We start from the raw sequence: 20322 nt of genomic DNA, 5'->3' as shown, positions 1-20322 counted from the left end.
CAGCTTTTGCATCGATGAACTACGCGATCGTTCGAGTCCCAAGGGTGTCTGACTCGTTTCTGCTTCGAGGTGGCTCCTCTCTTTCAGGTATAGGACCTTGCCAATCCGACCCGATTTGAAGGAGTTGAATCGATAGCGATCAAACACCCGGTGTTGCTACTTATGATAAGGGATCGCAGGCGATCTGACTGGCAAGATGAGCAGTTAGCCGCTGTAGTAGTATTCCCCACTCGATTTCTGTTTTCGGTCAAGTTGACTCCCTGGCTTGTTCACTCGTGGTCTACCGGTCCGCTCGTCTCGCCTGAACGTAATTTCGAGCGAGGCAAGGAACGCGTTCATTCCCGACCGCATTGCTTGTGGGCCACTTGCCCGCCCGTGACGACTCGGTTCTCCATCGAACACGATCAGTCGGTCTGCGACACGGTCGATGACGAAAAGGTCGTGATCGACGACCAGTACGGGGTGGTCAGTTTGCTTGCTGAACTGATGAATCTTATCGGCGAGGGACACACGTCGACTGACGTCCAGGAATGCTGAGGGCTCGTCCAGGAGATAGAGATCTGCGTCGCGTGCAAGACAGAGTGCAATCCCAGTACGCTGTAACTCTCCCCCCTGAGAGCGAACCGAGCGAACGATCGTACAACGGCTCGAGCTCGAACGGATCCTGGATCCGCCTCGTGAATGACTGTGAGTGAAGATCCGCGACCGCTGTGAACCGCTCACGAACCGTTTCGTCGCTATCCGGCGTGATGTACTGTGGCTTGTACGATACTGTTACCTCACCCAGAACCGTTCTTTCGTCGGCTTCAACACTCCCAGCAAGTAATTTCACGAATGTCGTTTTTCCGAGCGCGTTCTCCCCAACGATTCCGATTGACTCACCGGTATGTATCTGACCGGACTCGACTGTCAGCGAAAACTCCTCGAACGATTTTTCCAACCGGGGATAGTCGAGAACCGGGTCACCATACTGGACGCCACGTTCACCGGCCGTGGGGAAGTCGATCGAGTTGCGGCGAATCTGGACGTTTTCCTCTTTCAGTCGGCCATCGAGGAACTGGTTGATGCCTGTTCGAACTGCGAGTTGTTGGGCGACGACACCGAATCCACCTGGTTCACCGTACAACACGTGGATCGCGTCCGAGAGGAGGTCCAGTGTCGCGAGGTCGTGTTCGACGACAAGGGCCGCTGCATCCGTTTCTTGGACGTGGCTGCGGATCGTCTGCGCGACTGACAACCGCTGTTCGATATCTAGAAACGACGACGGTTCGTCGAACAGGTAGAGATCCGCATCAGTTGACAAGGTGGCACCGATCGCAACCCGCTGCCGTTCGCCACCCGAGAGATCAGCCAGCGAACGATCCCAGATCGACCGAAGATCGAGGTCGTCAACGAACCGGTCCGGGTCGTCCGAACGCGCAACAAACAAGTCACTCACCGTCTCGGCATTTGCTTCGTGAAGCGAGTCGACTCGCTGCTGCTTGTAACTGATCGTGACGCTGTCGTCTCGAAGCCGCTCGAGATGCGTCTGCAGGGTTGTCCCACGGAAGGCTTCGATAGCCTGATTCCAATCCAGTTCCCCATTCGTGGTGCCGAAATTCGGCACCAGCTTGCCGGCCAGGATGCGGAGCACAGTGCTTTTTCCGATTCCGTTGGGACCGAGAAGACCGATGATTCTACCATCCTCCGGGATGGGGAGGTCGTACATCCGGAATCCGTTCTCGCCATACTGGTGAACAAGCTGGCCGGTTTCGGATGGAAGCGGGACGATTTTGATCGCGTCGTTCGGGATTTTCTTCTCGATGAGTTTGTGCTCGCGCATCACGTTCACGTCGTCGATGTGAAGTTCTGCGTCTTCGGTGACGTGGAACCCCTCGTGGCCGGATCGATTCAGCGGATCGTATTTGACGGCGATGTTCCGCACCTCGTCGGTGACCTTGTCCTGGTCAATAATCGCGATGTATTTCTGGTCTCGAGAATTCATAGAGTTAGTCATGGAGTGCCGTTTCTGCGGTTACTCGTGTCTTCGAACCGTCGCTGGCACCGTATCCCTCGTAGGATAGCGTACTCGGAGTCACCTAGAATACCACCCGATTCCGGTCGGTTGGGCTGGTGGCTCCAGTGGACTCGAGGGATAGGATTTGTCGGCTCGGTAGGTGTGATACGCAGGTGGTGCGAGGTCGTTTGGACCGTTCGGATAGAACAGCGAGGCGAGCGCCTGTGAGTGCGCTCGGCCAGCGTCGAGTTCGAACATTCCGCCTCCATAGAGTTCGACATCGTGTTGCAAGCCATATTCGAGAATACGACAGAGTGATTCGAGCGTCCCAGACCGACACGGCTTGATGTTGAGAGCAGTTGGTTCCCACGGGAGGTTCCGGATGCTTTCGACATCCGTTATCGGGGCGTCCCAGGAGACTCGGTCAGCATATTCGTCGAGCACAGGTCGTGTCGTATCCGTGACGGCCGGGTCTTCGATGAGTGCATTCGGAAACGTCTCGAACAACCGCCGGTAGAGGTCCGGGTCAGCGGGAGCCCCGACGTCCGAACCGTACTGTCCTTTCAGGTCCAGAACTCGAACCGCACCGGTATCCGACAGGGCCGAGAGTAACTCGTCGCTCGGTGTGTTGGGGACATCTATCTTGAACTCGATATCCGAATCCGCATCGAGGAACCGGTTCACGGGACGGATGTGTGGTGGGTCCCCGAGCTGTAGACTGACGACGAATACCATCGGTTCGTACGTACGGTCAAGTACCGATGCCAGCGTTCGCCCCGACTGTTTGAGTGCCAGATCGAGAACTGCACTCTCGATCGCCCAGCGCAAATACTCGGGAGCGTCCCTGGACGCAGTCTGTGTCGAGAAATTGGCATCGAGAGCGCCCGAAAACGTTCCGATCGTCCAGTTACCGGTCGGAAGCGCTAGTCCCTCGTCGCGAAGTCGCTCGTGAGCCTCTCTGGAACGGGTGACATCTTCTCCGAATCCAGTTACGCCTTGACCGCGAAGACGAATAATGGTTCGCTCGAACGTCCGGTGTTCCGTCTCGATACGCCTTCCGTCGAACGAGACCGCTTCGACGGTGACCGATAACGAATTTAGCTCTTCATAGAGCTCGGGGAACTCACTGTGTATCGCGTCCTCCCGATCCCCTCCGGGTTTGTGGTCGTCCATACGTTCAGTGAGTGCTCTGTGCTGAAATACCCCAGACGACTTTCCACCCAAAGGGAGGAGACATGGTCGCGTTAAGTTAGCATGAAGAGTGAGGCGTGCTGATTTCTAAGTTGTTCATGCCCGAAATCAGCCGCCTCAGCGATGGTAGCGACTGGGTCGAATTAGATTTTGTGGAGCGTCAGCGGATACTCGAGTTCGCGATGCGGCTCGGTATTCAGATGCACGTGGCAGGACTATCACTTTCGGATACCATCTCTATTCTTGAAAGGTTGGGTGTCGAACGCTCTTGAACGGCTGTCCACAACTGGGTGCAGAAGGCCGATCTACAGCCCGAAGTCGGTGCGAGCCCGAATCACGTTGCACTCAACGAAACCGTGATTCGAATCAACGGACAGCAGTATTGGCTGTATGCCGCCGTCGATCCTGAAACGAACAAATTCCTTCATATCCGGCTCTTTAGCACGTATACGACCGGCTTAACCGAAATCTTCCTGAGTGAATTACACGAGAAACACGACGTCGAAACCGCCGTATTTCTCGTCGACGATGCTCAGTGGCTCAAAACTGCCCTCGACCGACACGACCTCGATTGCAGATGCGAACTCCATGGCAATCGGAATGCCGTCGAACGTATCTTTAGAGAAGTAAAACGCCGAACCTCTTCGTTTTCAAATACGTTCAGACACGTGGAGCCGACGACCGCAGAAACGTGGCTTCAAGCCCTCGCCGTCTGGTGGAATCGATGCCAAAGTTAACGCGACCATACGATATCACACAAAGCTTACACCCAATCATTACCCCACATTCGGATGGAAGGGATATGTCACACGCTCCCTTCTCCCCTAATGACTGACGATCCACCACTGGGACGCTGTCCGAAGTGTGGTGAGGAGCTCTCTAGCGCATACGTCTTGGTCGAATACGAGAAAGACGATGGGACGACTGGAATCTGGGCAGAGTGCCCGATTTGTGACGAGATCGTGAGTCCTCAGAATAACTCACAGCGGTAGATAGTAGTATTAGATATTACCCCACATATGGGAACTATCCAATTCGTGGGTTAACTGACGCTGGTACGAGTCGTGCCGTTGTCAGACCGTTGCTATAGCCTAGATTCACAGATAACCATACTAATCTGGGCTAGTAGACCCAAGCACCAAACACCTGCCTCACGCCCGCTCCGTTCTGATATCTCCGATAGACTCCTTTTCGGTGCCAGTTCCGTGGCTTCACACCAGGGGTCCACGGCCTCGAAATACCACTCTAACCGCCAGTCGATAGCAACAGCTACAGATTCATTAAATTATATACCGCTATACTAACTCCCAGAAGTTGAGTTGCGAATGCCGGTCAAAGCGTTCACGAGAAACCGGATTCTCACGACCTCACACACCGATCTACCTCTAAAATACGCTACTCAAACTACCAGTACTCTGAAATAGAGGGTTAGGAGCGGGGAATCTGCCGAGAAAACGAGTTACTGCCGATTGCTGCTGCTCACGAAACGCTAACCCAGAACGGATTTCACAGGAGTGTGACCAGTTCCCTATCCAGCCAGTCTAAGAACCGTGAAAGGGTGATTCGCGGCTTCTTCCGCGTCTCAATCACCCCGATACGCTCCTGGGTCAAGAAATCGACGAGCAGCCACATGTTGTAGACGATACACCCGAACGCGAAGTGGAACCACCGCACTTCGAATTCTTTCGACGTCGTCCACGCAGCACACTGCTTAATCGACGAGTACGAATTCTCAATCGCTCCCCGATCGTTGTACTCCTCGATCTGCTTCGTCGCCCACCGGCGATCCAGTGCAACTTCATCACTCACATCCAAATTCGTCAGGAATGGTTGAGGTGACCCTGACGGGTTCGCGTCATCGTCTTCATCCGGCGGCAGCATCACGATATTCGTGTACACCTTCTCATTCGAGACACCGTCCTTCGCGCGACCGTGCATCACGTGATCTCTCTTCACGTACAGTGGGGTGTCTCCTGATTCACGATATCCGCGTTTGAGTTGGTCAAAGCGGTTACATAGCGAACGAACACGGTGCTTGTCTTTCTTAGCCGGAATGACGTACTCCAAGTCTCGCTCTTCAAGCGCGTGGAGCACGTCAACAGCGTGGAACTCACGGTCGGCATAGACGCGACGAATGTTCACGTACTCGTCCGCAATCGATAGCAGCCGCCGAGTGACGTTCCCGACATAGTAGCTCCTATCTTTGCCAGAATACGCGTCCGTCGGCGCGTACTCGGTACTGCCGAGCGGACAGACACCAACGACAAAGTGCGTGTTCTCCCCGACGATCACGACTGTAGCGAACTTGTGACACCAGTCGTATCCTTTGTCGTCAGGTGTTCCCTGCACCCACTTCATCTCGTCACGATCGCCATAGTAGGCAACATACGTGATGTCCAGCGCGACTTTCGCCCGAGTCCCAAACCGTGAGCCGTTGTCGTGTTCGAGCTCCTTAAGCCGGGGCTTCGCGCGTGTGTAGGTCTTTCGTAGAGCGAAATTCAGCACGGTCGTGATCTCCTCGACAGACATCTGCTTGAGGGCCTGCAACAGTGTTTCACCGGACGGACCGTCCTCGTAGAACGGGCCACTAATGTCGGGATCTGGGTTTTTCATGTCACCCAGCTTCTGCCCAGAATCGTTTGCTGCCTTCTGCTTGATCGACGCGATTGCTTCTAAGACGAGTAACTCATCGTCATCGTAGATGGCGTTATCCGGTCGAGGGAGTGAAATTGAGGGGATTGCTACTGATTTTAGCTCATCAAGCACCTGGTGGCCCTTCTTTCGCAGTAAGCGTTGGACGGTTCGATTTGACAGGGGCTTTTTGTCCTCGCTGTTCGCTGTTTTGAGAAGATCATTGCCGATTGGTGCGCCCCGTTCAGCTGCAATTCTTCGAATCTCTTTCACTCCCCGTTCAACCGTTGACTGGAGGTTCTCGAATCGTCCGTTCTCTAATCGAGTCGGTTTAAATGTGCTCTCTGATGGAAGAGTACTAATATCAAATCCCATAGCAGTAGCCAATTCCGGATTCGCTTCAAGCTGATCAGGAATTGCTGTCAAGGGAATCTTTTCTGTTTTCGCCCAAATATACGCGAGAAACATCCGTGGGAACGGTGTAGAAGTATGCCAATCCGGATATCCGTCCCGTCGCTTAAATCGGCTGATGTCAAGATTTTCAACGAGATCTGTCCATTCTGTCTCTTCGTTGATAATCTCATCTGCTTGCTTCCCAAGGCCCGTATCCGGCGAAGAGGAGGGATCATGGAGCTTCATAACAAAATGTTATCTTGTTAAATAGTGGCTCAGAATCTGAATGAGCCATATAGAGGTCGTTTCCGGAAACGGATTCATGTACGTCACGAGGTCTTCCCGTCAAATAAGTAGAATTAGCTGAGTGAGCTCCAGCTCTGATCTCCCTCAACTGGTGAACCAAGTCCGAAACAGATAATACTCAGATACTGAGTAGACTCAAAATCTTAGTCAATGTCTCTCCACGACACAGTTGATGGACAATCAAATCGAGGATTTCTTCAAGAGAGATGGTGCTATTGGGTTGATTCTCGTAATTGGCCCTGAAAATGCACGATTCAAAAAAATAGTATCTCAAGTAGCAGTAAGCCATGACACAGTATCCAACCGGGTTGATGAAGCCCGTAATATAGGATTGATCGAGACAGAAGCTGTTTCAGATCTTGGAACTAGCTTCACCAACAAATTGACTCCATCTGGTGAGATCTGTTATTGGGGAATGGTAGAATTGGGATTAGATGACGCTCATACGGAATATGTTAATATAGTCAATAAATACAGAAATCTATCAGAAGAATATACACAGCAGGTTGGGAACGAAACAGAGTGGTTAGATTGGGTACTTGAGAGTGATGTTCGCGTGGATAGTTTAATGACGAAGTTCGAGACACGTGGCGAGGATATGTTACCGCCCTTTTCAGCCTATCCAGAACCAGTTAAAGAGGCTCTTCGGCAGCAGTCAGTCAAACCACTCGAAAATATTGATGATAAGGATTTCTGGCTATGGCGTATCATGCAATACCCCCCAGAACCCGATCAAGAAGATAGTCCGACACCACCGTACGACAAGGATCGCGACTCAGATTCTAGATAGTCTATCTCTGTTGAAATTGTATCAGTTCGACACCTTCCACTCTGAAAACAGCCGCTAGTTCGCGCGGGAGATGTTGTCTGTGAGCTATGACCGCTACGAGATCGTCGCGCTCGATGCAGCGGATGGGGAGAGGCAGTGGTCGAAGACGATGTATGATGATTGTCTGTTCGCGCCGGGAGTTAGACATAGCTGCGTCTTCAGTGCGGACGAAGCAACGGTGTATCGCTTGCCGTGAGAAGTAGTGATATCTACTGGGAGCAGGCTCTTAATGTCGCAGGCTTGCCATTAGTCGTTGAGAGTCGGTCGTCATTCCGACGACTGATCTGGTTGGTGCCTGAGGTTATGGGCGGTAGCGAGCGCGCCGTTCTCGTTCGTATCTCTGTGTTCAACTGATTCGGAGCGTACTGCAGGTCTCGAACTACAGCGTTCGTAGCTGATTTCCTTGTAGTTGTCAACACTACATAGATACCTCGTGGTGGAGGTGGTGGTTGCAGGTGTTCACCTTCGGAGGAATTACTAATCTGGTCACTGTCTTCACACAAAATATACGCAATAAGCTCTGTTGAAATCCGCAGCAGGTGATTGGCACCATTCACTCAACAACCCTTCTCGTAATCACGCGGAGCCTAAACGCCAGATTCCAGCGGCCACAACCGCTGTCACACCTAACCCACCGACCAATAGTACCTGCGCCGTGCCGGCTCTATCTACGGCCACGAAATAAAATTCGTAGTACCCTCCTTGATACCGTATATAATCGTAGTTGTAGAGTGTGCCTACACTTGCGCCTTCTTGAAGTTGAGCTTGGCTTTCGTCGGTCTCAAGAGCCGTCTGAAACGCATTCTGAATGCCGGATGGCAAGTCTTGGTATGCGATGACTGAGGCGTTTTCGGGAACGCTGTCTTGTGGTTCTCCATCTTCAAGTTCAAGCAACGTGCCGGACCAAGGTTCTGCCGCTGGCGCTACAATAATGAGACTAACTCCTATCAGAAAGAGCGCGAGCTGGCCGGCTGTGGCTCGGTCTATTTGTGCGAAATATTCTTTCAATGGCACATCAGGTCGACTTAGGAGCACGACAATAAGTCTCTTGGCGAGTATTCCTCTGTAACGCAATCGTGGGTTACGGAATGATGCAGTAACCGGAGTACGCAGTACCGAGAGGATGAAACAAACGAAGTCTCCACGATACAGGGAACCGGTTAGGCAGAGACCACTCTCATCTGATCCAGTTCGGTCTCCGTTGGGCACTTCCGCTGCCGACCGCACTCCTTTCATTTGTAATTGTGAATTCGTCGATTCGCGAGTGACCCGAGGCCCACAAAGAATTTATTTTTAATATGTGAATTTGTTGTGTGACCAACCACTCTCGTCGCGGCCTGCTACGCTTCGGCATGGCCGCAGCAGGTGGCGCAAGCACTCTTCTAGCCGGATGCTCAATAGGTAGGAACAGCGTTGACGTCGAGGTGCGAAACGAAGACACTCAACCGCATACAGTAGAGATTGCCGTCGTTTCAAGCGAAGGGGAAACACTCTTTGAGAAAAATCCGCGCATCGAACCCGATAGCGAGGCCTTTTACGAGAATTCCCTCCCCCAAAATGACCGAGATAATCGAAGTTTGGTTCGTAATCCGGTCTTCAAGTGAATTATCAGAGGGAACGACCGCTCCCTGAATCAGTCGATATGGAGGGAAGACGTATTGGCATGTACAGAGGTGGCCGGTATCACATCGTGAAAGAAGGAAACAAAGACTTCCCATAAGGCACTTAATGCGATACCACCTGTAACTTAACGTGAATAAGCAAGCCCTCGTGTTATCCAGCGTAGGTCTTGTACTTTTGTGTGTCTCTATTGCTATGGGAGGTCTTTCTACAGGTTATGGAAAAGGGACACTCCCGATATTACTCCGAATCGGGGTTGGATACACCGTACTCGGCGTTCTGACCGCTCTTTTGCAGCCAATCTCCGCACGGGAAGGATATTTGAATGCGTTGGGGACAGTAATTGTTCTCTTCGTCGTCGGTGTTGGTGTCATGTACTATGATTTGGGGATACAACCGCCCGAATATGGCACTCCACTGACGATACCTCTATTGGTGGGGAATCAAATTCAATTATCCCTCATCATGCTTCCAATTCCAGCAGGCTATATCTCAGGGATACTCATTAGTGAAGAAAAACGCACGATGTCAATGCTCCTCCTTTCGAGCGCAATTGTGGTAGGCGCGCTTGGAGGTACAAAAGTCGCGTTAGCACAAGGGTCTGCACCCGGATTCACCACCGTGTATTTCTTCGTATCTACGCTTGCTGTAGGGATATTTTCGCTACTCCCACTAAGTGTGATGTCGCGGTTTGACCCGAACAGCACAGTCTATGAATGAGACAGTTAAGCCACCAGTCTGAATATTTGATTACAGATTGAACCAGTAGATTCGAACACCTACTGAGCGGCTGTTTCAGACCAAATCTAGTGATGAGAATCCACTTTGCGATGGTGTGGCTCTGTTGAAATCCTATTCTTCAGACAGATATGCACCTGAAACAGCCGATCGATGGGAACTTCGAATTCAGCAGTAGGCCATACTAACAGGACCTAGCGGCTGGCCATCATCCAAGTGTACTATCCCTTGCTTCACTACACCGAATCCTGTCTGAAACTGCTGTAATTGTAACGAACCCCGTGTCAATACACTACTGACTAGAGTGCGAAATATGTACCCTGTACTGAGCGATTGGAGTAAAAACTATCAGCTGCTGAGGATTTCAACAAAGCCTATTCTACGGAATCGACTTCGAAGCTTCGGGACAGGGAGTACTGACCCTGTTGGTGTAGATCTCAGCAATCCGCTCTATGCAGGTGTCAATCTCCAACCGCCACATATACCCGAAATAAATCTCCTCTATATCGTACAGCATCGTACTCTATCCAGACACTAGTATCTACATCGTCGTCAACTTCAACCAATCCATCTTCATTTAGTGCATCCAGAAATGCAGATTGTTGAGCAGCAGTAAGATTATCATACGAAATAAGATGTCCATCAAAATTAGATCCGTTTACTGGTTCCACGGAGATGGCTTCATGGTTTTCTGTGCTAAGCCGCTGTGAAACTATATATGCACCGGACGTAACCACAATCGCAATAACAAAAATCGCAATCAGAATCGTTGAACGTTTACTCATATTCATAATTCAACGATGAGTTTACTACGTCCGATCCGTAGCGCACGGTCACACCGACCCAAAGATATCATATCAGTAAAATATCATGCGTATGTAAATTCTTTCTGGGTTCGGTGATTCCCGCCCTTCTTGGGGCGATAACCGGCTGGAGTGTCTCACTTAGTGGATGTGGATGCCAGTCTGAGACTACTTTGACCTCGGAACCCTCTTCGTCGTTCGGACGTATGAGGGTGCCCATCTCTACCAGGAGGATTCCCGTAGTGAGATCCATAATTTAACCAGACACCCTCTATTATGTCTGAAGAAGAGGATTTCAATAGAGCCAATCCCAGTAAGGTCTCTGTTCGGAACAACTAGTCGTTGAAAGATGTATCTTCTGAATGGCTGTATTATCAGATTCTAATTCGCTCTGCCTTATATATCCACAATCTCCTATGCAGGAGTAATTAGCTTTCAAAGAAATTAACGACAGTCACTGTCCCGTTCTCTTCAACACGGAGTTCGTACCCCTCATAGTCTTGGACTGATTTGTTCCACTGGACAGTCCCGTTAGTATGGATAACAATTCGATAGTCAGTGGCCGCTTCTAAATATTGCCCAATATCTACCCTCTTCTTTGACGTATATGTTTTATTAAGCACTAAATCTTGGCTTTCTAGCTCTTTAACACGAATATTTACTCTATCTTCGGTCTGAATATTGACTTTGAAAAAGGCCTTAATTGACTCTGTTGTGGCTGGTTCCGTGGTCTCTGTTACTGTATCCGTGGGACTAGCATTCTGATCGGTGAAACTTGTACAACCAGATGTGATGACTAATACACAGACAATCAGGTATCTGAATTTCATTGTTGTCATTCTATTTTCTTGTGATGTATCCCTTTTGTAGTGAGTGAAAGCGGGAGGAGACACATCAATTGCCGAAAAATTCAACAGAGCCAGCTATTACTGAACGGGTCGCTGGTGCTTTAACCATGATTACAAGATCTATTTTCTGACTCGCGTAATATCGAAATTGTAAGCCCCATATCCTGGTTTCTCAAATCCGGGTGTAACTTCATAGAGTCTTTCGACGGTTGAGGCCCACAGCGTATCTATAGAAGCGTAAGTTGATGCCTCCGGATAACGTTCTGTGAGTCGATCTTTCAGTTCACTCGTCTTTAGAGGGCCTTCAGAGTTCAATATTTGAGCAGCAGTAAGTAGAATTTCTTGGGCGTCGTCGCTTTGCGGTCCATTCTCCTGAAGCCACCTGTCAAGTGCAGCGAACTCATCTTCTCGAGGATTTTCGTCAGCTTTCTCTTCCGATTCATCAATCACCGTCCGGAGGTCAGCAACTTCGTGTTCAAGCTCATCGATCCGATCCTCCATTTCTGAGATCAGTCCGAAGAACTCTTCGGGAGAATCTATTGACTGACCTGAAAATTCGATATCGGATGAAATCTGACCGATTCCGATCGGAGGATTCTGTTTGAGAGTCTCGCGGTGATGCAAGAGATGTCGAATGTATTCTGATCGACTACTAAATCCACTCTCTTTAGCCTCTTGTTCTAACTCCTCAGCGAGCGGCGGTTGAAGACGAAGTGTAATCGGTTCCATGTCGTACCAGTTACGTAAGGCGTGCCCGTCTCGGATTATAATATTACGTAAGTGGACCAATATCGAACCGAATACACCTACATGTTAAACGATCTCATAGGAAATCTTACTATCACCGCCCATATATTACTATTTGGGTTCTTATGAAATAATCCCATGCACATTTTCTGTCGTTCGCACCTTAACTCGGGCCTGGGAAGTTGAGACTACAGTGGGTTTAGCGGGCCTGTGATGCGTGGTTCCGGACGAATCGCGAGCAGAAATCGTTTCAGATCGGCCTACGAACGGCCGTTCCTGTTGTATTACCAACTAAGCAGGTGATTATCTGAGGGTCTCGACAGCGTTGCCACTCAGAAATCCGCGCTGACCCCGACTGAGTACTTCCCTATCCAATTCCGGTTTCCTTCTTCAGCAGTGTGAGCGTATTATCGGCGGTCACCATCGGTGAGTGGTTGTACTCATCGATCAACTCAACCTGCACGAGCAGATCGACCGCTCGCCAAATCGAGTACAACAAACAGGCGAACGCGAAGTAGAAGAATCGGAGCCCGAAATCGGTCGAGGTTGTCGCAGCCATGAATCGTTTGATCGACTTGTAGCCGCTTTCGATCTCCCACCGGTAGCCATACTCGGTGAGGTGCCCAGTCCCTCTATTCGTCATGAACACCGAGTATTGTCGGTGGTCGTCGTGCTCGGAGTTCTCTTTGCGTCGGTAGATCAGCGTCGTCTCGTGCCACTCGTTCTTCCCGAGATGGAGTTTGCGGTCGGTCTCGTACCGATCTTGGCCGTGTTGGAGCAACCGCTTGGCCTGAGCTTTCTCGCTGGTCTGCATCCGCTTGGGCACGACATACGACAAGCCACGCTGGCTGAGCATCTCCAAGACGTGCTGACTGTCGAACTCCCGATCCATCAGTACGTTATCAACGTGAACCAACTCCTCGGCAGAATCCAAGAGGTCATTGACGATTTCTAAGCGGGACTCACCCTTCCGAACTGGCCGCGCGTCTAAAACAATCGGCACGGCATTACCAACTAATTGGACTGTCGCCCACTGGTAGGCATACTCGTCGGTCTTCTCCTTTGTCCCGATGATTTCGTCTTCGTGGCCCGCACGGTCACCTGTGAACGGATCAGCTTCGGTAATGTCGATCGCGACGACCCCGGCTCGAAAGAACTGCTCTGTCTCCGCAACTTCGTTCAGGAGCCGAGTGATGGCCTGCCGGTACATCTCTCGCATTTGGTCAATCGAGAGGTCACGGATGTGTTTGCGATGGGCGTGCCCCAACGGCGTCCGATCTCGAGTCGATTCGTAGACGAAACTGCGAGCCCCTTCGTTCGCAGCCAGCCGCTCGCGAAGTCCGAGATATGTCTGCAGGCCCCAGTATGCGTTCTCGTGTATCTCACAGCCCTCGCCACGATCCAGCGAGAACGCCGGAAAGACAACACGGCTGACGTGATCAGTGATCTTCGCTGCTTCTTCCAAAACAGTCTGTTCGTCCGGATCGGTCGCACTAGATTCGTCGTTGTGGTACTGGAGCTTCCGTTCTGGGTCACGAGGAATCGCAATACCGGCATTCTGTGCGTTGATGAGAATCGTCCGCGCCGTCCTCTCGACTGCCTCACGGAAGTCAGCACTGAAGCGCTTGTTCCAACTGCGCCAGAGTGTCGACTGGTCGGGGAGGGGGTCGAACCCGAGCGAGCGACGGGTTTCAGAGTGCTGACGAAGATACTGGACGAGCGCGGTTTCGTGGCTCCAACCGTGTATCTCTTTCAGCAGAAACGCCCTGAAAAGCTGTGGCATCTCGTATCGAGTCGGACCAGAGTACTGGTCGTGGGGATTGAACTCCACGTAGGATAGTGGATACTGACAGACGAACCCCTCGACCGAGTTGTGAGCACTGTGTTCGAACCAAATCCTCGAGACGGTCCGGATATCCTCTGTGAGCGCTGTCAGTGAACTTTGGTCGTACAGTGGCGTCGAGTCGTAGGCCGGCCAATCGACGTGTGGGCGTTGAGCGATTCGTCGAAAGACATCACGGCGGGAAGTATCACTCGGGACCACTAGAACTCCATACCCCTGACTCGTGTACGGACTCATCTCCATCGAAAGATGTGTGGCACTGTCCGAAACGGGCCAATTCCAACTTTGCTGCCAGTCCTCTACTTTCAGGCTGAGTCAAGACCACGAGAAGGTCAGTCACCGATTGCAGTGATAATGTGGAGGACGAGGACGATAGCAGTGATAACAGTCAGCAAGACGTGTACTCGTCGCCATCGTGAAAAGAGAGTCTCTTTGGTGACGGTCAGCACACGGCCAACGACTGACGGTGTCTCATCTCCTCGTCCAAGCCGGACGACGTGCCGATGTAGATATCGACCATACAGGCCACTCGCCACCTCTACACCGAGTAAGACAGCAACTGCGAGACCGAGTCCTTCCCACTCTTCGACAGCAATGAAGTGTGGCAGCGTTAGTGCCGTCCCTATGAGAACGACCCACTGGTGTGTTTGTAATTGATACCGACGGTACTGCACCGGCAGCAATCGCTTTCGCTTTGCAAGACTGTACCCGAGGACACCGACGACGAGAAAGACAATGCCCGCTTCAACCACACCAATGTACGGGGCCTCACTCACTTCGCCACCAAGGCCCCACCACTCTCCAATCAGACTAGCGCCTGTCTCATCTTCGTCCGAATCCTCTGCATCTTCACCTTCCTCTTCCTTACCATCCAATTCATCCACGTCCGCAACAGGAGGGAGTGACTGTTCTGTTGCGTCGAGATTTTTCACGACTATATGATCACCATCTACTGGTGATGCCCCCGCTTGAACAGTGCCGACTCCACTAACGACTAGCAGGAGTACAACGACCAGACTTGCTCGCTGTAAACGAGTCTGCATAGAAATACGTAGATACAACGCCGAAAAGTTCGTTCGCGTCCATCTATCGAATCCTCGTACAACCGCCGAATCATTCCGTACGCAGAGCAAACAGGGGATCACCAGTAGTGCCAGCTGCTCGATAACGAAGTCACAGACATACTCAGAATCCACCTCGCGCTCTGAACCGATTCGATAGCTGTACGAAAATTCGATGGTTGGACGCGAACGCCTTACTAAGGCTGTTTCAACCCTCTATCTGCAATGGCAGAACGCAACGACCGACACGTCGAAGATAGTGGTTCTGAACCGAGGGGTAGCTAATCATGCGCGTTCCCGTCCCGAAAAACAAACTCGTCGCCTTCACGCTCGTCGGTGCGCTCCTCACAGCTGGTGTCGCCGGGGCCCTCGCGCTGCCCGGTGGCGGCCTCGCGCAGGCTGGCGAGCAACCTAACTCACCAGATACGCCCGCGTCAGAATCCTCACAACAGGTTACTGCGGATGCGCCGACGCCGAATCAAGAGTTCACCCCAGCAGTCCAGACACAGTCCGGATACGAGGACGAAGAACACGAGGAGTATGAAGAAGACGACGAGGATGAAGACGACGAGGATGAAGACGACGAGGAAGAATACGAAGAGGAAGAATACGAAGAGGAAGAATACGAAGAGGAACACGAGGACGAAGAACACGAAGAGGACGAGTGACCGAGATGATGGGATCGCTCGCATCGGTCTACGAACGGTTTGGGGACACCTACCGCGAGTTCGAGTGTTGTGACACGGCGTTTCGGATTCAGGCGACGGGCGTTCGGGCCGAGGCTGGGGCAACTGCGGCCCGAAAAACGGCTGAATCACTCGAAGCCCAGCTGAACGCCTTCGATGAGGCGAGTGCCGTCAGCCAGCTCAACCGTGAAGGAGAAGTCAGGAACGAACACGTTGCCCAAATCGTTCGCCGTGGAATCGAATACAACGACCGGACCGACGGGGTGTTCGATATTCATCAGGGCCGCGTCGAACACGACCTCAAAACGTTCTTGCGTGGTGACAGTGAAACGCTACCAACAGAGTTTGATGCCGGAACTGTCCAAATCAGCGGATCTCACATCACGACCGATGTCGAACTCGACCTGAATGGCCTTGCCAAAGGGTACATCGTGGATCGAACCGCCGAGACGCTCACGGGACTCGGCCGATGCGGGTTCGTCAGTGGTGGGGGGGATATGTCTCCACCGACGGGCCCGGTCGCCATCGAGAGCCCATACGGTGACGACACACCGCTGAAGGTCCTCGACACGGACTGGTATGTCGCAACATCCGGCGGATACCGACGGTCGCGAAACGGCACTGACCACGTCTACGATCCGACCACCGAATCGCTCGGCTCTCGCCATGAATCGGTCACCGTCGTGGCGCACCGAGACTGTATGGAAGCCGACGCCCTGGCGACGACCCTCGCGGCACTCCCACTTGCCAAGGCACGCGAATTAGCATCGGAATGGGAGGGTCTAGAGGCGCTCATCATCCACGATGGCGTCTTCCATACGACAGATGGCTTTGAGACACATGTCTTGGACACATAAGCAACGAATCACCGTCGTGGCGATGGTCGTCTTAGTGGTGGCTGTCCCTGCTCTTTGGCAGATCGGAGACGTGCGTGCCGCCCAAGCGACCGAACAAAAACAAAGCGACCTCGTCGACCAGACCGTTTCGACGCGACAGGCCCCAGCCGATTACGATGGTGATGGCATTAACGACTCCGCCGACAAGTGTCCGACACGACCGGAAACGAAAAACGGATTCCAGGACGCGGACGGCTGTCCCGATGTCGTCGAAACGACGGGGGCATCGTGATGTCACAGCTCGTCTGGCTCCTCGACCGAGGTGCCGCACTCGTGACGTATCCGGCGTTGTATCTGGCAGTTCTCACGGGAGTCCTCTACAACACGGAGTCGTTTGGAACACTCCACGAGGCCGCTCGACGAATCCATATCGAACTCTCCGTGTTCGCGATGATCGTCACGTTGCTACATGCGGGACTCGGTGTCCTTGATGCGTGGTTCGTCGTCACCGGACAGGTTCCAGCGCCGGCATACTCGATGCCGTACTTTCTCGGCGGCGTCGCCGTAGGTGCGGGGGCTCTGCTCATGCTCGTCGTCGCGGTGCTGGGCTTTACTGACGCAAGACGCTTCCAGCGCCCCTGGGGCCCACGCGTCGTCCACTCATTCGCGTATGCTGGGTTCGCCTTCGGGACAATTCACGCGGCCGCAATCGGGACTGATCTGACGGGATTCATCCGTCCTCTGCTGGGACCCTCCGTGGCGTTTCTCGTGTACGTACTCCTGTTGCGTCTGTTGGTGCTTCGAGGGATTCCGTCGAACGCGACCCCGGGTTAGTAGCTGTCCCAGAGGCCGAGGATACGGTCGACGACTTTGTCTGTGAACGAGCGCCGGTGAACTGTGTAGAGGTACTTGACGCGATCGGGATCTCTGACCTCATAGACCACACTTCGGCCGTCGCGTTCTTTCGTGACGAGGTCAGCCTCGGCGAGCTTCGAAAGATGCCACGAGACGGTCGATTGTGCCTTGTCGAGGCGGTCGCTGAGTTCGGTTGTCGAGAGCGGACCGTCCGTGAGAAGATGTGCGAGGATGCGGCGACTGTATTCCCGGCGCAGCGCGTTCATCACTATTCGATCGGCTTCGTCGAACTCGGCAGCCGGATAGTACCGCGTGTACTTGCCGTCGTCCGAGACGTCGATCAGGTCCTCATCGGCGAGCCACCTGAGCTGGTATTGGAGCGTCCCTTGTGCGTACTCAAGATCGGCGAGGAGCGCGCGAAAGTGAATACCGGGCGTATCGGCTATCCGCTGGTATATTTCCCGCCGAGAGGCCAATTCGAGATCCGGGTCCGACATTGCTCAGTCCCGCGTCAAAGCGACGAAAAACGCCAGGAGGCCACCGAGGATCAGGATTGCACTCCCGTGTTCGAGTAATTCCAGCGTCGCGTACGGGAAGTACGGGAGCAGCGGGTACTCGAGAAACACGATCAGTCCGTAGACGGCAAACATCCCGTACCCGAGCGTAACGATCCACATACGGCGATCACGTTCCCGCCGCCATGCGAGGAAGCTGAGTACACTCAGGCCTGCAGCGAGGACGAAGATACCCAGACTAACGTATTGTTCGAGGAGTTGAGCAAGTGGCATACGTTGTATCTGTACATACAGCCGGTGCGACGTGCTCGGCGATCGATACAATTCAATCGAAGGGGGTAGCGGGGAAAACGATTGGCGTTCAACCGTCGAATCCAATCTTATGCATTGAGACGACCAGTCTCAACTACTGTGTAGCCTTGAAGCACGAGAGGATTCCGATGTGGTACTATTCTTGGAGTCACATAACACGAGTCCCGAAAGGCAATTCACGGACTCTGAGATAGATGCCTCACCAGTACTATCTGAGACACTATCTATTGGGAAACGGACTAATCCTCTCAAATCACGAAAGGGTTTTATATATCGTTTGCCTCTTTTGAGACGATATGATCGAAAAGAGTCATTTCCGGGTTGTATCACACCTCATAGAAGAGGGTGAGTCGGAAGTGAGTATCAGCACGCTCGCTGATCAACTCGAATGGAGTCCTGGACACGTCTCACGTATCGTCTCCGAACTAGAAGCGTACGGATACGTCCAAACCAAACAGAGCGGTCGGCAAAAGCTGGTCTCGCTTACGGATATCGAGGCGATCGAGCAACTCGAAGGGCTCCTCACCGAATACAGCCATATGGATCTCTCCGGCCTCATCGCCGGTTCTGGATTACAGATTCTCTATTATCTCGATCAAGGACGGACTGCGACCGAGTTGGCCGAGCGGAGTGGTGTTAGCCAGGCAACGGTGTACCGTCACTTAGATGATCTCCAGCGCGTTGGCGTCGTCGGGAAATCGAAGTCTCGGTATCGTCTCAACGATCCGTTTACAGTATTGGCCTCGATCGCCAGAGGGCTGTTCCACCAGAAACACCGGCGCGAAGCAGAGAAATATGCAACTAGCCTCAACTTCATCTGGGAAACACATGACGAGTATCTCTTCGCGTGTGACTCCGACGTTAGCGCTGATGCGTTTCATCTGACCGGGCCAGCACTGTTCGGTGAGTTCGGCGTCCCACTTCTCACCCGTGATCGATGGCATTACTTTCGGACGGATCGACTCTCGGAAATCACTCCCGCAGAGTTAGTCTGCCACACGCTGCTCATCGATGATGGCTCGCGATACCGAACGTACTGTCTGTTGCTGATACAGAAACAGGGAACCGATCGAACTGTGCTCCAAGATCGTGCTGAACACTACGTATCCGAATCGACGCTCGATCTACACGCTATCATTGACGAACTCATCGAATTCTTGGAGTCGGAAGGCACCGTCACGGCTGAGCAACTGCCCGAATGGGAAGACTTCAAACAAACAGCCAGAGAGTATGAGGTCACTCTATGAGTTCTCGTGAACGATTCGGCCGTGACTATATCGAGGCCGAACTCCGGCGGATCGCAGATCATCTCCAGACTGACGTTGAGGCGTATCTCATCGGCGGTGGCGCGATGTCACTCCACGAGCCGTCTCTCAAAGACACGACCAAAGATATCGATCTCGTTGTCGTGGACGAAGCGGCTCTCAGCCGCCTGATGGGGGTACTCGACGACCTCGGGTACGAGGAAGTCACCGATCTCGGTGACGAGTACGATCGATTGGGCGCACGCCACTGCGTACGGAACGACGTCGGCTGCCAGTTCGACGTCTTCTATCGACAGATCGCCGATAAGCTGTTCTTCAGCGATGGAATGCAAGCGCGAAGCGAACCGTTTCTCTCGGAGGAGTATTTCTCGGTCGGCTTGGTCTCGTTCGAGGACATTTTTCTCTTCAAAGCCGTCGCAGAACGCCCGGACGATATCGGCGATATGGCCACGCTCGTTCAGACGGATCTCGACTTCGACGTCATCGAATCCGAACTTGAACACCAGGTAGAACTCCTAGGCGGGGAGTTCTTCGTCACGGTGGTTTCCGAATCCTTGGAGCGACTCGACGAAAATGAGGGAATCCAAACGCCACTCGATGACGTCGTTCAAGAGTACTATTTGCGGTATATGGAAGGATATGAACTCCGAATGCAGTTAGACGAAGACACCCCGAAGTCCGTGAGCGAACTGGCCACGGAATTGAACGTTTCTAACGAGGAGATTGAACGCCGTTTCGAGTACCTCGAACAGTACGGGTTTGCTGAACGAACTTCTGAGGGAATTCGGGATACAGGCAGGAACGACGCATTCACAAGGTCTTGACCCCCTCCCACGGCTTCAGCCGT

Annotated in this window: 19 protein-coding genes and 2 pseudogenes; 10 read left to right on the top strand and 11 right to left on the bottom strand. The window is 52.6% G+C overall.

The annotated features are described in order from the left end of the window. Positions 1 to 204: 204 nt before the first annotated feature. Both NO878_RS13575 and NO878_RS13570 read right to left on the bottom strand, forming a co-directional pair. Positions 205 to 1984: pseudogene (locus NO878_RS13575) on the bottom strand (ribosome biogenesis/translation initiation ATPase RLI). Positions 1985 to 2074: 90 nt separating this feature from the next. Then, on the bottom strand, positions 2075 to 3169 hold the full coding sequence (locus NO878_RS13570; protein ID WP_256406514.1) for a hypothetical protein: 1095 nt from the start codon (positions 3167 to 3169) through the stop codon (positions 2075 to 2077). A gap of 116 nt (positions 3170 to 3285) precedes the next feature. Between NO878_RS13570 and NO878_RS13565 the strand changes: the two are divergent. Together NO878_RS13565 and NO878_RS17390 are read left to right on the top strand one after the other, a co-directional pair. Next, positions 3286 to 3924, top strand: a pseudogene (locus NO878_RS13565) (IS6 family transposase). A gap of 90 nt (positions 3925 to 4014) precedes the next feature. Beyond that, positions 4015 to 4179, top strand: a complete 165-nt coding sequence (locus NO878_RS17390) for a DUF7837 family putative zinc-binding protein (RefSeq protein WP_465262110.1) — start codon at positions 4015 to 4017, stop codon at positions 4177 to 4179. 514 nt (positions 4180 to 4693) lie between these two features. On the opposite strand, the gene NO878_RS13560 is transcribed toward NO878_RS17390, so the two are convergent. Then, complete coding sequence (locus tag NO878_RS13560) at positions 4694 to 6457, bottom strand: transposase (RefSeq protein WP_256406513.1); 1764 nt, start codon at positions 6455 to 6457, stop codon at positions 4694 to 4696. 232 nt (positions 6458 to 6689) lie between these two features. On the opposite strand from NO878_RS13560, the gene NO878_RS13555 reads away from it, so the two are divergent. Beyond that, on the top strand, positions 6690 to 7307 hold the full coding sequence (locus tag NO878_RS13555; protein WP_256406512.1) for a hypothetical protein: 618 nt from the start codon (positions 6690 to 6692) through the stop codon (positions 7305 to 7307). Between the two features lie 615 nt (positions 7308 to 7922). On the opposite strand, the gene NO878_RS13550 is transcribed toward NO878_RS13555, so the two are convergent. Then, positions 7923 to 8360, bottom strand: coding sequence for a DUF7979 domain-containing protein (locus tag NO878_RS13550; protein ID WP_256406511.1), 438 nt, complete (start codon positions 8358 to 8360; stop codon positions 7923 to 7925). Between the two features lie 738 nt (positions 8361 to 9098). Here NO878_RS13550 and NO878_RS13545 point away from each other — a divergent pair. Then, complete coding sequence (locus NO878_RS13545; protein WP_256406510.1) at positions 9099 to 9686, top strand: hypothetical protein; 588 nt, start codon at positions 9099 to 9101, stop codon at positions 9684 to 9686. Between the two features lie 479 nt (positions 9687 to 10165). Here NO878_RS13545 and NO878_RS13540 read toward each other — a convergent pair whose 3' ends face one another. The 5 genes from NO878_RS13540 to NO878_RS13520 form a co-directional block, all read right to left on the bottom strand. Further along, on the bottom strand, positions 10166 to 10489 hold the full coding sequence (locus NO878_RS13540) for a DUF7979 domain-containing protein (protein ID WP_256406509.1): 324 nt from the start codon (positions 10487 to 10489) through the stop codon (positions 10166 to 10168). Positions 10490 to 10935: 446 nt separating this feature from the next. Beyond that, positions 10936 to 11337 carry a hypothetical protein gene (locus tag NO878_RS13535; RefSeq protein ID WP_256406508.1) on the bottom strand — a complete coding sequence of 134 codons (402 nt, stop codon included), beginning with the start codon at positions 11335 to 11337 and terminating at the stop codon, positions 10936 to 10938. A gap of 138 nt (positions 11338 to 11475) precedes the next feature. Beyond that, entirely contained in the window at positions 11476 to 12084 is a 609-nt protein-coding gene (locus tag NO878_RS13530; RefSeq protein WP_465262111.1) for a ribbon-helix-helix domain-containing protein, read from the bottom strand. Positions 12085 to 12469: 385 nt separating this feature from the next. Further along, on the bottom strand, positions 12470 to 14182 hold the full coding sequence (locus tag NO878_RS13525) for a transposase (RefSeq protein WP_425493653.1): 1713 nt from the start codon (positions 14180 to 14182) through the stop codon (positions 12470 to 12472). 95 nt (positions 14183 to 14277) lie between these two features. Then, on the bottom strand, positions 14278 to 14877 hold the full coding sequence (locus tag NO878_RS13520) for a hypothetical protein (protein WP_256406505.1): 600 nt from the start codon (positions 14875 to 14877) through the stop codon (positions 14278 to 14280). A gap of 416 nt (positions 14878 to 15293) precedes the next feature. Here NO878_RS13520 and NO878_RS13515 point away from each other — a divergent pair, with 416 nt between their 5' ends. The 4 genes from NO878_RS13515 to NO878_RS13500 are packed head-to-tail and all read left to right on the top strand — an operon-like array spanning position 15294 to position 17362. Then, positions 15294 to 15674: a hypothetical protein gene (locus NO878_RS13515; protein ID WP_256406504.1), complete on the top strand. Its 381-nt coding sequence runs from the start codon at positions 15294 to 15296 to the stop codon at positions 15672 to 15674. Positions 15675 to 15679: 5 nt separating this feature from the next. Beyond that, positions 15680 to 16549 carry an FAD:protein FMN transferase gene (locus NO878_RS13510; protein WP_379824244.1) on the top strand — a complete coding sequence of 290 codons (870 nt, stop codon included), beginning with the start codon at positions 15680 to 15682 and terminating at the stop codon, positions 16547 to 16549. Beyond that, positions 16533 to 16820 (top strand): thrombospondin type 3 repeat-containing protein, encoded by a 288-nt coding sequence (locus tag NO878_RS13505; protein ID WP_220599877.1) that lies wholly within the window; start codon positions 16533 to 16535, stop codon positions 16818 to 16820. Before NO878_RS13510 ends, NO878_RS13505 begins: the two co-directional genes overlap by 17 nt. After that, positions 16820 to 17362, top strand: coding sequence for a hypothetical protein (locus tag NO878_RS13500; protein ID WP_220599876.1), 543 nt, complete (start codon positions 16820 to 16822; stop codon positions 17360 to 17362). Before NO878_RS13505 ends, NO878_RS13500 begins: the two co-directional genes overlap by 1 nt. Here NO878_RS13500 and NO878_RS13495 read toward each other — a convergent pair. Together NO878_RS13495 and NO878_RS13490 are read right to left on the bottom strand one after the other, a co-directional pair. Next, complete coding sequence (locus NO878_RS13495) at positions 17359 to 17880, bottom strand: winged helix-turn-helix transcriptional regulator (protein WP_256406502.1); 522 nt, start codon at positions 17878 to 17880, stop codon at positions 17359 to 17361. The two genes, NO878_RS13500 and NO878_RS13495, sit on opposite strands and share 4 nt — an antisense overlap. Positions 17881 to 17883: 3 nt before the next feature. Further along, positions 17884 to 18060: a hypothetical protein gene (locus tag NO878_RS13490; protein WP_256406501.1), complete on the bottom strand. Its 177-nt coding sequence runs from the start codon at positions 18058 to 18060 to the stop codon at positions 17884 to 17886. Positions 18061 to 18506: 446 nt separating this feature from the next. On the opposite strand from NO878_RS13490, the gene NO878_RS13485 reads away from it, so the two are divergent. Together NO878_RS13485 and NO878_RS13480 are read left to right on the top strand one after the other, a co-directional pair. Then, positions 18507 to 19457 carry a helix-turn-helix domain-containing protein gene (locus NO878_RS13485; RefSeq protein ID WP_256406500.1) on the top strand — a complete coding sequence of 317 codons (951 nt, stop codon included), beginning with the start codon at positions 18507 to 18509 and terminating at the stop codon, positions 19455 to 19457. Next, a complete protein-coding gene (locus NO878_RS13480) occupies positions 19454 to 20299 on the top strand; it encodes a DUF6036 family nucleotidyltransferase (protein WP_256406499.1) in 846 nt (281 codons plus the stop codon). Before NO878_RS13485 ends, NO878_RS13480 begins: the two co-directional genes overlap by 4 nt. Positions 20300 to 20322 lie beyond the last annotated feature (23 nt).

This window comes from Haloplanus ruber (assembly GCF_024494725.1).
GTDB classification, from domain to species: domain Archaea; phylum Halobacteriota; class Halobacteria; order Halobacteriales; family Haloferacaceae; genus Haloplanus; species Haloplanus ruber.
The sequence above is the reverse complement of the archived record's forward strand: the minus strand, read 5'-3'. Positions and strand labels throughout refer to the sequence as shown.

What these genes read in the sequence shown, in the direction of transcription:
- NO878_RS17390 (WP_465262110.1), top strand. Translation starts at nt 4,015, where the DNA reads ATGACTGACGATCCACCACTGGGACGCTGTCCGAAGTGTGGTGAGGAG.
- NO878_RS13535 (WP_256406508.1), bottom strand. Translation starts at nt 11,337, where the DNA reads ATGAAATTCAGATACCTGATTGTCTGTGTATTAGTCATCACATCTGGT.
- NO878_RS13500 (WP_220599876.1), top strand. Translation starts at nt 16,820, where the DNA reads ATGTCACAGCTCGTCTGGCTCCTCGACCGAGGTGCCGCACTCGTGACG.
- NO878_RS13505 (WP_220599877.1), top strand. Translation starts at nt 16,533, where the DNA reads ATGTCTTGGACACATAAGCAACGAATCACCGTCGTGGCGATGGTCGTC.
- NO878_RS13495 (WP_256406502.1), bottom strand. Translation starts at nt 17,880, where the DNA reads ATGTCGGACCCGGATCTCGAATTGGCCTCTCGGCGGGAAATATACCAG.
- NO878_RS13525 (WP_425493653.1), bottom strand. Translation starts at nt 14,182, where the DNA reads ATGAGTCCGTACACGAGTCAGGGGTATGGAGTTCTAGTGGTCCCGAGT.
- NO878_RS13570 (WP_256406514.1), bottom strand. Translation starts at nt 3,169, where the DNA reads ATGGACGACCACAAACCCGGAGGGGATCGGGAGGACGCGATACACAGT.
- NO878_RS13555 (WP_256406512.1), top strand. Translation starts at nt 6,690, where the DNA reads ATGGACAATCAAATCGAGGATTTCTTCAAGAGAGATGGTGCTATTGGG.
- NO878_RS13510 (WP_379824244.1), top strand. Translation starts at nt 15,680, where the DNA reads ATGATGGGATCGCTCGCATCGGTCTACGAACGGTTTGGGGACACCTAC.
- NO878_RS13485 (WP_256406500.1), top strand. Translation starts at nt 18,507, where the DNA reads ATGATCGAAAAGAGTCATTTCCGGGTTGTATCACACCTCATAGAAGAG.
- NO878_RS13480 (WP_256406499.1), top strand. Translation starts at nt 19,454, where the DNA reads ATGAGTTCTCGTGAACGATTCGGCCGTGACTATATCGAGGCCGAACTC.
- NO878_RS13560 (WP_256406513.1), bottom strand. Translation starts at nt 6,457, where the DNA reads ATGAAGCTCCATGATCCCTCCTCTTCGCCGGATACGGGCCTTGGGAAG.
- NO878_RS13490 (WP_256406501.1), bottom strand. Translation starts at nt 18,060, where the DNA reads ATGTGGATCGTTACGCTCGGGTACGGGATGTTTGCCGTCTACGGACTG.
- NO878_RS13530 (WP_465262111.1), bottom strand. Translation starts at nt 12,084, where the DNA reads ATGGAACCGATTACACTTCGTCTTCAACCGCCGCTCGCTGAGGAGTTA.
- NO878_RS13540 (WP_256406509.1), bottom strand. Translation starts at nt 10,489, where the DNA reads ATGAGTAAACGTTCAACGATTCTGATTGCGATTTTTGTTATTGCGATT.
- NO878_RS13515 (WP_256406504.1), top strand. Translation starts at nt 15,294, where the DNA reads ATGCGCGTTCCCGTCCCGAAAAACAAACTCGTCGCCTTCACGCTCGTC.